Annotated in this window: 16 protein-coding genes and 3 pseudogenes; 11 read left to right on the plus strand and 8 right to left on the minus strand. The window is 39.7% G+C overall.

The genetic code is table 11. The features are described from left to right. Positions 1–6: 6 nt before the first annotated feature. The 6 genes from JCM13188_RS05795 (at position 7) to JCM13188_RS18160 (ending at position 3268) form a co-directional block, all read left to right on the plus strand. Positions 7–858 carry an ABC transporter ATP-binding protein gene (locus JCM13188_RS05795; RefSeq protein ID WP_054752776.1) on the plus strand — a complete coding sequence of 284 codons (852 nt, stop codon included), beginning with the start codon at positions 7–9 and terminating at the stop codon, positions 856–858. Positions 859–882: 24 nt separating this feature from the next. Beyond that, entirely contained in the window at positions 883–1815 is a 933-nt protein-coding gene (locus JCM13188_RS05800) for an ABC transporter ATP-binding protein (RefSeq protein WP_054752778.1), read from the plus strand. After that, a complete protein-coding gene (locus JCM13188_RS18145) occupies positions 1808–2095 on the plus strand; it encodes an ABC transporter permease family protein (protein WP_279401454.1) in 288 nt (95 codons plus the stop codon). Before JCM13188_RS05800 ends, JCM13188_RS18145 begins: the two co-directional genes overlap by 8 nt. A 67-nt stretch (positions 2096–2162) precedes the next feature. Next, the gene (locus JCM13188_RS18150) at positions 2163–2414 is read left to right on the plus strand and encodes a hypothetical protein (protein ID WP_279401455.1); all 252 of its coding nucleotides are present in this window, start codon (positions 2163–2165) and stop codon (positions 2412–2414) included. A gap of 8 nt (positions 2415–2422) precedes the next feature. Then, positions 2423–3046, plus strand: coding sequence for an ABC transporter permease (locus JCM13188_RS18155; protein ID WP_279401456.1), 624 nt, complete (start codon positions 2423–2425; stop codon positions 3044–3046). A 75-nt stretch (positions 3047–3121) separates the two neighbouring features. Continuing rightward, the gene (locus JCM13188_RS18160; protein WP_279401457.1) at positions 3122–3268 is read left to right on the plus strand and encodes a hypothetical protein; all 147 of its coding nucleotides are present in this window, start codon (positions 3122–3124) and stop codon (positions 3266–3268) included. 226 nt (positions 3269–3494) lie between these two features. Here the strand turns inward: JCM13188_RS18160 and JCM13188_RS05810 are convergent, their stop codons facing one another. The 4 genes and pseudogenes from JCM13188_RS05810 to JCM13188_RS05825 form a co-directional block, all read right to left on the minus strand. Beyond that, positions 3495–4487: an ABC transporter substrate-binding protein gene (locus JCM13188_RS05810; RefSeq protein ID WP_054752779.1), complete on the minus strand. Its 993-nt coding sequence runs from the start codon at positions 4485–4487 to the stop codon at positions 3495–3497. A 16-nt stretch (positions 4488–4503) separates the two neighbouring features. After that, positions 4504–5261 (minus strand): annotated as a pseudogene (locus JCM13188_RS05815) (ABC transporter permease). Continuing rightward, a pseudogene (locus tag JCM13188_RS21730) lies at positions 5245–6031 on the minus strand (ABC transporter ATP-binding protein). The pseudogenes JCM13188_RS05815 and JCM13188_RS21730 overlap by 17 nt, the downstream one beginning before the upstream one ends. Before the next feature lie 110 nt (positions 6032–6141). Next, positions 6142–6717 carry a hypothetical protein gene (locus tag JCM13188_RS05825; protein WP_054752781.1) on the minus strand — a complete coding sequence of 192 codons (576 nt, stop codon included), beginning with the start codon at positions 6715–6717 and terminating at the stop codon, positions 6142–6144. Positions 6718–6831: 114 nt separating this feature from the next. Between JCM13188_RS05825 and JCM13188_RS05830 the strand changes: the two genes are divergently transcribed. After that, positions 6832–7590, plus strand: a complete 759-nt coding sequence (locus tag JCM13188_RS05830; protein ID WP_054752783.1) for a hypothetical protein — start codon at positions 6832–6834, stop codon at positions 7588–7590. A gap of 77 nt (positions 7591–7667) precedes the next feature. On the opposite strand, the gene JCM13188_RS18165 is transcribed toward JCM13188_RS05830, so the two are convergent. The 3 genes from JCM13188_RS18165 to JCM13188_RS18175 all read right to left on the minus strand — a co-directional run bounded on the left by JCM13188_RS18165 (position 7668) and on the right by JCM13188_RS18175 (position 10097). After that, a complete protein-coding gene (locus tag JCM13188_RS18165; protein ID WP_279401458.1) occupies positions 7668–7835 on the minus strand; it encodes a hypothetical protein in 168 nt (55 codons plus the stop codon). 427 nt (positions 7836–8262) lie between these two features. Further along, the gene (locus tag JCM13188_RS18170; protein WP_279401459.1) at positions 8263–9261 is read right to left on the minus strand and encodes an alpha/beta hydrolase family protein; all 999 of its coding nucleotides are present in this window, start codon (positions 9259–9261) and stop codon (positions 8263–8265) included. 98 nt (positions 9262–9359) lie between these two features. Beyond that, positions 9360–10097, minus strand: a complete 738-nt coding sequence (locus tag JCM13188_RS18175; RefSeq protein WP_279401460.1) for a TolB family protein — start codon at positions 10095–10097, stop codon at positions 9360–9362. Positions 10098–10239: 142 nt separating this feature from the next. On the opposite strand from JCM13188_RS18175, the gene JCM13188_RS05840 reads away from it, so the two are divergent. The 4 genes from JCM13188_RS05840 (at position 10240) to JCM13188_RS05850 (ending at position 13375) form a co-directional block, all read left to right on the plus strand. Next, the gene (locus JCM13188_RS05840) at positions 10240–11058 is read left to right on the plus strand and encodes a PQQ-dependent sugar dehydrogenase (protein WP_279401461.1); all 819 of its coding nucleotides are present in this window, start codon (positions 10240–10242) and stop codon (positions 11056–11058) included. Beyond that, a complete protein-coding gene (locus JCM13188_RS18180) occupies positions 11036–11338 on the plus strand; it encodes a PQQ-dependent sugar dehydrogenase (protein ID WP_279401462.1) in 303 nt (100 codons plus the stop codon). Before JCM13188_RS05840 ends, JCM13188_RS18180 begins: the two co-directional genes overlap by 23 nt. Positions 11339–11444: 106 nt before the next feature. After that, complete coding sequence (locus JCM13188_RS05845; protein ID WP_054752785.1) at positions 11445–12596, plus strand: thiolase family protein; 1152 nt, start codon at positions 11445–11447, stop codon at positions 12594–12596. A gap of 11 nt (positions 12597–12607) precedes the next feature. Beyond that, positions 12608–13375 (plus strand): 3-hydroxyacyl-CoA dehydrogenase, encoded by a 768-nt coding sequence (locus JCM13188_RS05850; protein WP_054752786.1) that lies wholly within the window; start codon positions 12608–12610, stop codon positions 13373–13375. A gap of 212 nt (positions 13376–13587) precedes the next feature. On the opposite strand, the pseudogene JCM13188_RS05855 reads toward JCM13188_RS05850, so the two are convergent. After that, a pseudogene (locus tag JCM13188_RS05855) lies at positions 13588–15196 on the minus strand (long-chain fatty acid--CoA ligase). Positions 15197–15225 lie beyond the last annotated feature (29 nt).

Below are 15225 nucleotides of genomic sequence, written 5' to 3' on the forward strand. Positions count from 1 at the left end.
AGAATCGTGAGTTATTCAATTGAAGTTAAGGATCTTCAAAAAACAAGAGATGATTTTGAGTTAGGGCCATTTAATTTAAATATAGAACCTGGTTTAGTAACGGCTTTAGTTGGTAGTAATGGTGCTGGAAAAAGTACACTTCTTAAAACAATCATGAACTTAGTGAAACCTACCTCTGGAGATATTCGTATATTAGGAAGTTATGTTAATCATACTGAGTCTTGGAAACAAGACATTGCCTATTTACCACAAAACAAGTTAGGGCATGACCCTTTTAATGGAATGCAGTTAAAAGAATTAGTGTCATCACTTTACCCTAATTGGGATGAAGCACTTTTTAAACGAATAGTTAAAGATCTCGATGTCAATCTTAAGAAAAATTTTAAGAATTTATCACCAGGTGGACAGCAAAAGCTTGCACTAGCCTTGACCATTCCAAGAAATGCGCCAATCATAATTTTAGACGAACCGACTTCACACATCGACATTGTATCTAAAACCATTCTTTTAGATTTGTTAGCAGAGTGGATGGAGGACGGTGAACGCACCCTCATTTTAGCGACTCACCAAGTTGAGGATATCCGAAAGCTTGCCGATATGGTTGCGATCATGAAAGACGGTAATCTTTTAGCTTATAAAGATAAGGAAGCCCTCATCGAAACATATACTCAATATTGGATGGTAGACCCACTTCCAACCGAAAGTCTACCAGGTGAAGTAAGACGAAAAGGAAGCAAAACGGTTATTACGAATGATGAAACTGAGTTAGAAGATTATTTAAGTCAACATCAATTGAAGTGGTTAAACAAAGAAACACTTAATCTAGAAAATACGATCTCATTGATGTTAACAAAATAAATAAGAATAAGGGGAGAGAGAGAGTTGGAAAAAGCCTTAAGCGTTAAGAACATACAAAAGTCATTTAAAAGCACAAAGGTTTTAAAAGGAATTTCATTCGATGTGCATAAAGGTGAAATTATGGCTATTCTTGGTCCTAATGGTGCGGGTAAATCCACAACCATTCGGAACATTATGGGAATTATGTATCCTGATGAAGGAAACGTTACTTTCCACGGACATAATGGAAGTGACATCCCGCGTCATAAAATCGGTTATTTACCGGAAGAACGTGGCCTCTATAAAAATGTAAAAGTGATGGATGTACTTCTTTATTTTGCGAGTTTAAAAGATTATCCAAAAGAAAAAGCTAAAAAACGTGCCCTCTATTATTTAGAGAGACTTGGATTAAAAGGTAAAGAAAATGTCTCGGTTGAAGAACTGTCTAAAGGGATGGGGCAAAAAGTTCAATTTATCGGGTCGATTATACATGAACCAGAGCTTTTAATATTAGATGAACCGTTCTCTGGATTAGATCCTGTGAGTCAGGATGTTTTCAAACATGAAATTAAAGAGCTTGCCAATAATGGAACGGCCATTTTACTAAGTTCTCACCAAATGAATCTTGTTGAAGAAATGTGCGATCGCTTATTTATGATTAATAAAGGTGAAAAAGTCATATACGGCTCAATGGACGATGTCAAAAGAGAATACGCTAACTTTAAATGTACGATTCGTGGCAGAAATGAAGTGGCAACACTTGAAGGGCTTCCAGAAGTCACACGAGTTGAACAAAGTGGTGATATTTCAGTATTGTATTTAACTCACGATGTTCAAGCGACAAACTGGTTAAAACAGCTCCCAGAGTCACTTGACGTACAAGAGTTATCCGTTGACCGCGTGTCCTTACATGAAATTTTCGTAGATATTGCAACAGACCAATCATTAGCTGAGGAAGTAGGTGCTACCCATGCGTAATAGTATTAAAGTTGCTAAGTGGGAATTTAAGCGTAACGCAAGGAACAAATCGTTTATCATTTCATTATTTTTAACACCTTTACTATTTGTGATTTTTGCAACAGCACCAACCTTTTTAAGTAACTTAGGTGATGAAGAAGAAAAGGCTACCACGGTTTACTTTAATGATCAAGTTGGGGTGTATGAAGCAATCCAACCTGTCATTTCTGAAGGTGATTTTGTTTCATGGGAAGTTATCGAAACGGATAATGGGCCTGAGCAAATGAAGAAAAACGCTTAGTGAAGAAGAAGACGCTGCGTACATTCAAATTAGCGAAGACACGTTAAATACCGGTACTGTCAGGTATATGGTTGGAGATGACGTCGATCAATCGTTTAAAAATGAGATGAATGTTTTACAGCAGCCAATTAAGCAAGCACAGCTACAAATGGCTGGATTATCGACTGAACAAATGCAATTAGTTCAGCAGCCAGTAAATTACGAGGAAGCAAGTGTTAAGGAAGAGACTGAAACTATTCCAATGGAAGAGGCTGGTGGATTCCCGTATGAGCAGGCTATTCCTAGCATTTTGCAGGGCTTGTCTTATTCTCAATTGTGATCTCAGGTATGATGATCTTCCAAAGCGCTTCACAAGAAAAGAAAGATAAAGTCGCCGAAATTATATTGTCGTCAGTAACAGCTGTTGAACTAATGCAAGGTAAGATCTTGGGGTATTTCAGTCTCGGGCTTCTACAAGTAGGTGTGTGGATTGCACTTGTTACACCCTTTGCACTTTGGAAACTTGATGACATTCCAGTCCTTGAATATTTATTTGTACCAGAGACATTGTTGTTACTAGTGATTGCGATATTAGGGTACTTGTTATTTGCGGCACTATTTGTAGGACTTGGAGCAACTATAGAAGATGCTTCTACTAGCGGTAACTTCCAAGGGTTAGTGATGATGTTACCATTCATTCCATTCTTCTTAGTCGCACCTATTTTCAGCAATCCGAGTGGAATAATAGCACAGATTGCTACGTATATACCGTTTACGTCACCAGCTGTCATGCTCATGCGATTAGCTGTATTAGATGAGTGGCCTTGGGTTGAAATTTTAATTGGTCTTGCGATTCTAATCGTGAGTATTTGGATCTTCATGAAGCTAGCGGGTAAGATCTTCCAAGTGGGAATTTTAATTTATGGTAAAAATGCTACACCACAAGAGATATGGAAATGGTTAAGAGCATAGAGTAGAATATGTAATAAAAAACGCTTACAAAAGCAACTGCATGTGTTAATTAATAGTATATTAGGAGGTGAAATAATGAATACATGTGAAAGTTGTCAAAGTTCGTTGTCTGGTAGCGACTTAACTCTTCCTTGGGAAGACGGAGATAATGCTTATGCATACGTAACATGCCGACACTGTGGACATGAGAATATTAAAGAAGGTTTTGGTGAAGATGATTAAAATTCTACATTGTCTATAACTCTAAACTGTTAAAATGTTTTTATTAACGAAGCGTTTCCAATGAATTATGTTTATCAAGAAATAAGTTTCTTAAAATATTATCCATACAAAAAGTACCATAGAACAGTAGTCTATGGTACAGATTTTATACTTCTTAATCTTTTAAAAAGAAATGCCCTCCCTTTCCGCAGGCGACAGCTGGAGTTTGAGGCGTTTCTTTTTTTATTTATTCTATAAAACTCTTATCAACTAAATTTGTTAAATCTGGTTTTTCGTCTAAGAATCCTAAGTCATGTGAAGAGTTTGCGAAATCTTGAAGTACTTCTCCATTGACTTCATACGTGAATGTGATACGCTCCCATGCACGGTCAATGACCTCACGAGATAACTCTTGGTCTGTAATTTCTTTGATCTTATCTATTGCAATCGTTTTTGATTCATCTGGATTGTTTTGAATAAACTCTGTCGCTTTCTTGTGTGCATCTACAATGCTTTGAACTAGTTCAGGATCATTTTCTATTAACTCATTAGATGTTACGAAAACAGCTGCTGGTAAGGTTTCACCATATGCAACATCAGGTGTATCAATTAACACTTCACCCGTTCCCTGTTCCTCAATAAATGATGCCCAAGGTTCTGGAACAGTAGCCGCATCGACATTCCCCGTTTTAAACATGCTAGAATAAGTAGCTGGTTTACCTGTTACGTGCTTCATCTCACCACCAACACGGTCAGATGTCATTCCATATTCACCTTTCATTAATGCTTCAAACTGAACATCATGTGTACAACCAACACGTGGTGAAATAAATGTTTTTCCTGCTAAGTCTTCCGGAGATTCAATCCCAGCATCTGGGCGTGCCATGATGACAGTACCACCTGTTGATCCAGCGGCAACGACACTTACTTTAGCCCCGCTTGTAAAATGATTCATTGCAGGTCCTGGCCCTACAAGTCCTGCCTCAATATCTCCCGTTTCAAGAGCTGTCATAAACGCTGATCCGTCAGGAAAATATTGATATTTCACTTCAGTACCATCAGGTAACGTCTCTGAATATAAATTCTTCTCTTCAGCCACCATGCCGGCTACGTGGTTAATGTTTGGAAAATAGCCAATAGTGACGGTATCATTCGAACCATTTTCAGCACTGGAACTACCGCATGCAGCTAATACCACACCCACTAGTAATACCATGCCTAACGTTAATATTTTTTTCATTTATAAAAACTCCTTTTTATGATTTTAAAAGTCCCCAACGTTTAGGACATTTTTCTCTAATTTAGAAAAGACTAATTGATCCACTAATGCACCGATGACACCAATAATGATAATAATTCCAATGACTTGATCCATTTTGGCAAAATCAGATGCGAATTGTAACGAGTAACCAAGTCCTGGCCCATTACTTAATAATTCCCCTGCCATCAGAGCTCTCCAGCTGAATGCCCAAGCGAGTCTGATTCCAGTCATGTAATACGGGATACTTGCTGGGACTTCAACTCGGTAGAATAATTCTGGTCCTTTTGTTCCCATAGTTCTTGCAGCCCTTACTAGCTGCGGTGGTACGTTATGAATAGCAGACCTGACGTTTAGGGCCATCACAAATGTTCCGCCGAGCACAACAACGAAAATAACCGCAAATTCAGTAAAACCAAATAACATTAAGGATAACGGGACCCATACGATACTCGGAATACTTTGAAGGGCGATTAAATACATTCCCGCTGTTTCATCAGCTTGACGTGATTTCCCAAGCAATACCCCAAGCAAAGTCCCTATGATTAGTGCGAGTGACATCCCTATGATTAAGTGTTTAAAACTTGCTCCTAATGCGACTAGTAAACTCCCATCCATAAATCCATCATAAAGTGATTGAAAGACTTTAAAAGGTCCAGGTAAAACAACTTCTGGAAATACCTTTAAGGATACAATAGCTTGCCAGATACCAACGACGACAACTAAAAATGATATACGTTTAATGGCTAATTTCATGATCTAACTCTTCCTTCAACACTTTGTTAATTTCATCTTTAAGCAGTTCCATTACCTGGTTTTCAAGCTCAATCACTTGGGCATCATCACGCTTTCTTGGCCTTGGGAGATCGACTTTAAAATCTGCGATTACTCTGCCAGGGCGCGTACCCATAACGACCACTCGGTCTGATAGCTTAATAGCTTCCTGAATACTATGAGTGACAAACAAAATGGTCTTTTTCGTTTCAAGCCAAATTTTGGTCAGCTCATCATGCATAATGTGGCGCGTTTGTTCATCAAGTGCCCCAAATGGTTCATCCATAAGTAAAACTTTGGGATCCATCGCTAGCGCTCTTGCGATAGCAACACGCTGCTGCATTCCACCAGAAAGTTCATACGTATAATGGTTTTTAAACTTACTTAAATGCACCATTTAAGGAAATGATTCACGCGCTCCTCTGCTTCTTTTTTGACAAAAGTTTTTTAATCGGATACATCACATTCTCTTTAACATTTAACCATGGAAACAAGGAAGGCTCCTGAAAGACCATTCCACGGTCTGGGCCTGGCCTTTTGATCTCACTACCTTCTAGAATGATCGCACCTTCAGATATATCTTCTAGACCTGCGATCATCGATAATAGGGTTGATTTACCACAACCGGAAGGGCCCAAAATGGATACGAACTGATTTTCTTCAATAGATAATTTTATATTGGAAAACACTTCGAAACTTCCTTGTTCTTGATCTTTAAATGTTTTACCAACTTGATCTATGTTTAAGAACATCTTTTCACCTAATTTCTAATAATTCCTATAAAATTACTTGGTTTTAGTTACAGTATTAAATTATACAACCGAGACAAGAAATGTGTCAACTTTTTGATTAGTTTGGGCAGTCAGCAAATAAAAAAGCCTAGCGTTGAGCTAGACTTTTTTGTCACTTTAAATTGGACTTGAGTTTCGATATTATATTTTTGTTCATTGTAATTAAAGTCAGCATAACCGTATACTTCATAGAACCCTTTTGGAAAGTCGCCATCCATAACCTCTTGGATGAATTCCTTAAATGCACTGGAATCCTGACCAGAAAAACCACCAGAACCATTATATTCCTCTCGTAGTGGCTCTCCCTTTTTCAAAACAGTTGATAACAACGGTTCATTCATTCCATAACCAATTTCATATTCTCTCGTTAGTTCTTTCATTGGGAAGAAAAACGGTGAAGCCGCATGGGTGATTTTAACTTGTGCTTGATCGCCAACATACTCAAGCTCCGCATAAATCTTCACTTCTGAACCGTCTTCATACGCTGCTTTTTCAGTTACTAAACGGTAGATGAAATCGTCTTCTTGAACTTCGCTCTCAGTTCCTATTACCTCGCGCTCGTTCAATTTTCCATCTGAAGGGTCTGTTGATGCCCCGCAGGCTGTGAGCATCACTGCAATCCCAAGTAAAACTAATAACTTTTTCATCCCATCACCTCTATAAACTTAGACGATAACTTAAAAAATTGTTACAAATGATGCACTTTTTGGGTGAATACCTATATCTTGTAATATACGACTATGAAGATGAGGTGTTTTAAAATGGGAAACCCAATTGTAACTGGGACCAGCACGAATAATACGGTTTCGGTTAATATTGATTTGTTTCGCTACCCTGTCCGTTACATTAAAGTTTACTTAGGGGGAGATTTGGTCGGCACATTCCACCCTATTTCTGATTTCCATTTAAGAAATCCTGATCATAAACCCGTTAAAGTTGCGCTTATTTTTGCGGATGGTGATAAACATGAAACAGTTATTTTGGGAGGTAAAAAAAGGCAACAAATTCATCGACAAAACTTTCTGCCGGGAGATATCCTGATAGCATCTGACAACTTTGGTGACTTCCCTCCACCTGGGTACATGGGACACTCTGCTCTAGTTCTTAATAATCGAGAAATTATAGAAGCAACAACGTCGATGCCGCAAATTAGGCAATCTACCATTCGTGAATTCGTTGATATTCACCCGAAGTATATGCACTTACGTTGTCTTGACCAAAATGTCGCCAATGAGGCTGTGGCTTTTGCTTATGAATACTTACAAATGTACCATAACAATTTACAAAAAGGCACGGATGTCCCAACGTTTTCATTAACTCCACTTGTTCCACTTGATGACCCATATAATTCGATTTATTGTTCAAAACTTGTATGGCTATGTTATTACTACGGAGCTGGTGTTGACTTAAATAATGATTACTTCCTTTTCTCCCCGGAAGACTTATCGACGTTAGAAAACAGTGAGTACTTTAATGTTATTTTTAAGCATCCGGAGTTTGAGTTTAAACTCAATTCATAATTAGACTTCCCCGGACACAGGGGGATTTTCATGTATTAAAAAGGGCTCTGCCACTATTGGCGAGCCCTTTGATCGTATTAACGATGACTTACTTCTACTTCCATGTCTAATCCATTTGTTGCTTCATCTATAGTTTGAAGGGTTGATTTCTTTCTCTTGAAGAACGAAATAACCTTATCTGCTGCGTATAGTACTAGGAAGGTTAGGAAGACTGTTAAAGATACTAAGATAAGAGATGTTTCCATTACCCTCATCCCCCTCACTCAAATTTTGTTGTTTATTATGATTTACATGTATATAATACCAAATTTTTCGGTAATTGCAACCTTAACGATTAATTTCTTTAATAAATTTGTGTATTCTCCCATATAGATTCAAATACTCCATATTTAAAATCACTTTAAAGTTATAAAGGATTGAATTTTCTAAAAGTTTTAAAACTGGTTCTCCAGGGGATTGCTAGATTATTTACCTTGTCATTTCCCGGGAAATTTTGTCGAATGATTAAATGATTGAATTACATTATTCTTTGCATTGGAGGCAGAAGAGTTTTTAGGACATTAGAAACCATTTATGGGACATTGGTGATTAATGTGAGGAATCGAACTTTGTCGAATAGGGGTATTCGTCCTTGATTATAAGACATTTAAGACGTATTATAGGACATTTCAGTTAAAATATGAGACATTCGGACATAAAAAACCAGCCCCTATTAAGGAGCTGGGTCGTTTTATACGTATTGTTCAAAAAATTCGAGCACTCGTTCATAGACTTTAATTTCATTTTCCTTTTTCGAAAACCGTGTCCTTCATCATCTAATACAAGGTATTCAACCTTGGTGCCTTGTTTTTGTAATGCTTCAACAATTTGATCTGACTCAGCCTTCACAACACGCGGATCTTTAGCGCCTTGTATGACCAGCATTGGCTTAGTCATGGAGTCTAAATAAGTAATCGGCGAGTCTTCAGTGAACTTCTCTTTATCTTTTTCAGGGTCTCCTACCCATTGCTTCATCATTGGCTTCCAGTGTTCTGGAACCGTCTCAACGAAACTAAATAAGTTACTGACGCCGAATATATCAACAACTGCTTTAAAGTATTCAGCGTGCCTACCATGAAGAAGGAGTGCCATATAACCGCCATAGCTTCCTCCCATAAGAAGAATTTTATCTCGATCAGCATAGCCTTTCTTAATTAACCATTCTAAACCTTCAACATTATCAAGGCGTGGTCCGTAACCCCAGTCTCCTTCAATGACTTTCGTAAATTTAAGACCGTAACCGGTTGAGCCCCTGAAGTTTGGTGTAAAGATGCTATAGCCCTGGTAAATTAAGAACTGAAATAACGCTCTAAATGTCTGTCGTTCAGCTGCTTGTGGTCCTCCGTGAGGCCAAAGAATCACATGACCATTATCGTTTTCAGGTTTTGCCTTGAAGAACATCGCTTCAATTTCTGTTCCATCAAATGATGGATACGTGACGACTTCTGGTTCCACCATTTCTTCCTTCGCAACTCCAGGAACACCATAGTTCGTTAAGTTTTCCCACTTTCCATTCGTAAACTTATAGATGTTGGTAGGAACCGTAGCTGATACACCCATGAGATACAAGTTGCCAGATTCAGCAATCTTCATCTGCATGACAACACTGACTGGGAGGATGAGTTCTTCCAATGTGCCGTTACCTAAATCAAAGCGATATAACGTATCTTTGACACCTTTTGAACCACCAATATATAGTGAATTAGTCGACTCATCATATTTAACATCTGTTAGTGAAATGCCATCAAGTTCTTTAACTTTTGAAAACTCTTTGTTTCAAGGTCGAATTTTGCGAGATACGAAAAATCAGCATTATAAGTTGTGGTGAAGTAAATTTCTGATTCAGATGCATAGGCGAGCCCACTAAATGTATGCTGTTCATCTGTTTCTGGAGTTAAACGCATATGCTCCCCATCTTTGTATACAAAAGCTAACTGGGAAGTATTCGCAAACATTTTCATGTAAGTAAAACTCGTCTCTTCAGGGCTTAACTTAGCGAAATATGTTGGCGCTCCGTCACCTTCTAACACCACTTCTTCTGTATCATTTTCTATATCATACTTATACGTCTTTAAAAATGTCTGGTCTTCTTTGTTAGAGGTATAGTAAATCGTTTTCCCGTCATTAGATAATGACGGCATCATATGACGGTTGCCTTCAGATATCCTAACAGGCTTTAATTCTCCGCCCTTGGTTGGGATGGCGTAAAGCTGAGTATTTTCATCACCATCTTGGTCAGATTCTATCAAAATAAAACGACCTTCTGAATCATATTGAATGGACCCTGTGCTCTGGTTATGAAACGTTAATGGATATGGAAATGTGTTAGGTAGATCCATTGCCCATAAATTATATTTTCCATTTAAGTTTGTAGATAAAACAAGCTGTGATTCATCTGGACTTACACTAAATGACTGAATGCCATACGTTTGAAAAAATTGTTTTACATCTGGTTTGTTAAATTTCATATTATTGAAACCTCCCTTTTAGTCTCTTCTTAAACTTATTCGACATAGAGTCTCAAAATCCTACGGCAATCGAAATGTTTTCGCAGGTGTTTTTATTAGGAAAAATAAGGTAAAATATGGACTAAGAATGGAGGTCTTTGAGTTGAAGAAAATCGTAGGCTTTAGTTTAATGTTAGTTATAATTATCGGTTGTACAACCGACACCTCAGAGGAGCCACTAGAGACCACTAATGAACCTGAAACAGAACATTCGCTTGAGGAAAAAGAAAGCATTGAGCTTGAAGAAAATGTGACGACACTTGCTGAAAAGCTGACAATCCCTTGGTCGATTGCAAAATATGAAGACTCGTTTTATGTGACTGAACGAGGCGGAAAGCTTTTGAGAATTAGTGAGAACGGCCAAATCACCAATCAGGAGCTTAATTTAGAGAGAGAGATTCTACATTATGGTGAGGGCGGACTACTTGGGCTTTTATTACATCCTAATTTTGCCGAGAATAATCATGCTTACATTTATCACACCTATCAGGAAGGGGACCAAATTTTTAATCGAGTCGTTTTGATAGAGAATGACGGTGAAAGCTGGCAAGAAGTAGAAGTGTTAATCGACCAGATTCCGGGAGCACGTTTTCATAATGGCGGGAGAATTGAGTTAGGTCCTGACCGTAAGCTATATATCACAACCGGTGATGCAACGGAGCGCAAGCTTGCTCAAGACCAATCAAGTCTTGCAGGTAAAATATTGCGAATGGATCTTGATGGAACAATCCCTGAAGACAATCCATTTAATGATTCGTATGTTTATTCGTATGGTCATCGTAACCCCCAAGGCATCACATGGGGTGATGATGGCACGATGTATAGTACTGAACACGGTAATAGTGCTCATGATGAGATCAATATCATTGAGCCTGGCAAAAACTACGGATGGCCAGTAATTGAAGGCGATCAAAAACGCTGATGATATGAGTCCTCCCCTTTATCATACGGGTAACACAACCTGGGCACCATCTGGAATTGCATACCACAATGGAAAAGTGTATATCGCGGCACTACGGGGATCTCAGATTATTGCCTTCGATACCGAAACGAAGAAACCTACTACCTTTTATGAAAATAGCGGTCGTATGCGAGATATTTGGATCGAGGATGGTTACCTTTATACCATTACAAGTAATCGAGATGGGCGTGGGAACCCAGATCAGACAGATGATCAACTGATTAGAATTAAATTAGAATAGTAAAGTACTCGTGAATAAGCGAGTACTTTTTTGTTTTTGTTTTGTCAGATAATTATAAATTTTTGTTATAATATAGGTAAGTATACATAGAGAGGGGAATGACATCATGCGTGAAGTTGTAATTGTTGAAGCCGTCCGGACACCAGTCGGACGAAGGAACGGAGTATTAAGTGGAGTCAGACCAGATGATTTAGCTGCTCTTACGCTCAAAGAGTTGGTCGATCGAGCGGGAGTTGACCCTGCGATGATTGAAGATGTCATCATGGGCTGTGTTTCACAAGTTGGTGAGCAGGCTTTTGATATCGGGAGAATGGCAGCGTTAATCGCAGGTTACCCAATTGAAGTTCCAGGAACGACGATTGATCGTCAGTGCGGATCTAGTCAGCAAGCCGTTCACTTTGCGTCCCAAGCTATTTTAAGTGGTGACATGGACGTTGTGGTCGCAGCCGGTGTTGAAAATATGTCTCGTGTTCCGATGTTTTCTAATATGCAAGGTACAGACCTTAGCCCTAAGCTAACTGAAAAATATGAAATGATTAACCAAGGATTATCAGCAGAGCGCATTGCTGAAAAGTGGGGTTTTTCTCGTGAACAGTTAGATGAGTTTTCACATGAGAGTCATCAGAAAGCAATAAAGGCTCAGCGTGAAGGTCGGTTTGACCAAGAAGTCTTTCCAGTAGAAGTCACAGTGGAAAACGGAGTTACGCACACGGTTACACTCGATGAAGGGCCAAGACCGGAGACAACACCTGAGAAGTTAGGTGAGCTTAAGACCGTCTTTAAAGAAGATGGGGTCATCACGGCAGGTAATGCGAGTCAGATTAGTGATGGATCTGCAGCATTGTTACTGATGACTCGAGAAAAAGCAGATGAACTTGGGCTTAAGCCTCGTTTTAGAGTTTTAGCTCGTTCTGTGGTTGGCTCGGATCCATCGATGATGTTAACAGGTCCTATACCAGCTACTGAAAAAGTTTTAAAAAAGGCTGGCCTTAAAATTGACGATATTGATTTATTCGAAGTCAATGAAGCTTTTGCTTCTGTGCCATTAGCATGGTTAAAAGAAACAGGCGCTGATCAATCAAAGTTAAACGTAAACGGCGGAGCAATTGCTCTAGGTCATCCGCTTGGCGCTAGCGGTGCAAAGTTAATGACCACACTCGTTCATGAGCTCGAACGTACAGGTGATCGTTATGGCTTACAAACCATGTGCGAAGGTCACGGTATGGCCAATGCAACCATCATCGAGCGCTTGGATTAGGAGGATATTTTATGGAACTGAAAGATCAAGTCGCTTTGGTTACTGGTGGTGCCTCTGGTTTGGGGGAAGCAACTGTACGACAGTTAGTCACTAAAGGTGCCAAAGTTGTGGTCGCGGACCTTCAAAAGGATAAAGAAAACATGTTATCAGAGGAGCTAGGGGAAGAACTAGTTAAGTTTGTCAAAACCGATGTGACTGATGAGTCAAGTGTCAAAGAGGCTTTAGAGGTTGCGAAGGGAATGGGAAATCTCCGAGTTGTTGTCAATTGCGCTGGAATTGGCGCTGCTATGAAAACGGTAGGCAGTAAAGGCATTCATGACCTAGCTACTTTCCAGAAGGTCATTCAAGTTAATCTTGTTGGAACGTTTAATGTAATTAGACTCGCTGCAAATGTTATGAAACATTTGGATGCCAACGATGGCGATGAGCGCGGTATTATTGTAAACACCGCTTCAGTTGCGGCCTATGAAGGTCAGATTGGGCAAGCGGCTTATAGCGCATCCAAAGGTGGGATTGTGGGAATGACGCTACCAATAGCGCGTGATTTATCACCATACGGTATTCGGGTCATGACCATCGCACCGGGATTATTTGATACACCTCTTTTCGAATCGCTTCCGGATAAAGCTAGAGAAGCACTTGGAGCTATGATACCTTTCCCGTCTCGGTTAGGTTACCCTTCTGAGTATGGAAAGCTTGCGATTAGCATTATCGAAAACCCAATGCTTAATGGTGAAGTTATTCGACTTGACGGGGCGATTCGAATGCAGCCGAAGTAATAAATGAAGGGAACTCGCTTATTGCGAGTTCCCTCTTTTGAATCTTAACCACTTGTCTATGGGCGTTAATCCGAATGCTATGGGTGTTAGTCATTTTTTATAAACGGAAACCCTCATTTTATGAACGGGTCTTTCGTTTTTATGAACGGTTATTCGATTTTTATAAACGTAACTTACCATATTATGAACGGCTCTTTAACTACCGCTCACCTCTACACCAAATGCTCTTGAAGTTTCTCACGTAATGCATTCTTCTGGAACTTGCCAACCGATGTTTTTGGTAGTTCCTCCATAAAGATGATATCATCCGGAATCCACCATTTCGCAAACTGTGGTTTCAAGAACTCCATAAGCTCTGCCTTATCGACTACCGCACCTGGCTTAAGAACAACGGCTGCAACAGGACGCTCCTGCCACTCTGGATGAGGTACACCGACAACAGCCGCTTCAAAGACAGCATCGTGTGCCATAAGGGCATTTTCTAAATCAATGGTTGAAATCCATTCTCCCCCGCTCTTTACCAGATCTTTCGTACGGTCTGTAATCTTAATCGTTCCTTCTTCATCGATGGTGACAATGTCACCTGTATGAAGCCAACCATCTTTAAAAGCCTCATCAGTCCGATCATCTTTATAATACTCATCTGCAATCCAAGGTCCACGAACGAGAAGTTCACCCATATCTTGACCATTCCATTCAATATCACCATCGTCGTTTACTGCCTTAATTTCAAGACCTGGCACGACACATCCTTGTTTAGCCCGTATCTGAAGTTTTTTCTTCTGTCGGTAAGTCTTCCTGATAACTTTTAAGTCGCGACAACGTCACCAGTGGTGTTGTTTCAGTCATTCCATAAGCATGGACAAATGGAATGTTATGTTTCTCTTCAAATGCCCTGATCATACCCATTGGCGCAGCTGATCCTCCGCAAAGGACGGCACGCAGCGAGCTCATATCATATCGCTCTGCATTCGCATCTAATTCTTTAAGTAAACCAAGCCAAATAGTTGGGACGCCAGCTGTAATCGTAACATTTTCAGAGGTGATGAGTTCTGCTAATAGTTCTGGTGTGAATGATGGTCCTGGCATCACTTGAGTTGTTCCAAACCAAGTTGAGGCAAAAGGTAATCCCCATGCATTAACGTGGAACATCGGGACGACAGCCATACACACATCCGCCTCTGATAAACCACCAGAATCCGCTAACCCCATCGCTAAACTGTGAAGTGTAATCCCGCGGTGAGAGTACACGACACCTTTTGGTTTACCAGTTGTAGCTGACGTAAAACACATCCCTGCAGGTGTGTTTTCATCTATGTCTTTTACAAACTCAAAATGCGGGCTAGCTTCAAGTAATAAATCTTCATATGAATAAATCGGGCTTAAGGGCGTGTCAGGTAGCTCTTCATCTGTCATGATGATAAAAGCCTTTACAGTTGGAATGTGATCTTTAATGGCTTCTAAGAGGGGTAGAAACATCGGGTCAACTAATAATACTTTATCTTCAGCATGATTGATAATGTGTGTGATATGTTCTGCTGATAATCGGATGTTGATCGTGTGTAAGACGGCACCCATCCCAGGAATGGCGAAGTAAGCTTCTAAGTGGCGATGGTCATTCCAAGCAAGTGTGGCGACTTTATCGCCTCGTTCTACTCCTAAGTTTTCTAGTGCACTAGCTAAACGTCTTGTCCGTTCTCCGATTTCTTTGTACGTCAATCTGTGAATTCCAGAATGAGTGCGTGAGATCACCTCTTTTTTAGGGAAAAGCTTCTCAGCCCTCTCCATCATTTGACTAATGAGTAATTTACCTTCCATCATATGGACCCTCTCCTTTAATAGTTTATATC

It is taken from the genome of Piscibacillus salipiscarius JCM 13188, assembly GCF_001311865.1.
In the GTDB taxonomy this organism is placed as follows: Bacteria; Bacillota; Bacilli; order Bacillales; family Alkalibacillaceae; genus Piscibacillus; species Piscibacillus salipiscarius.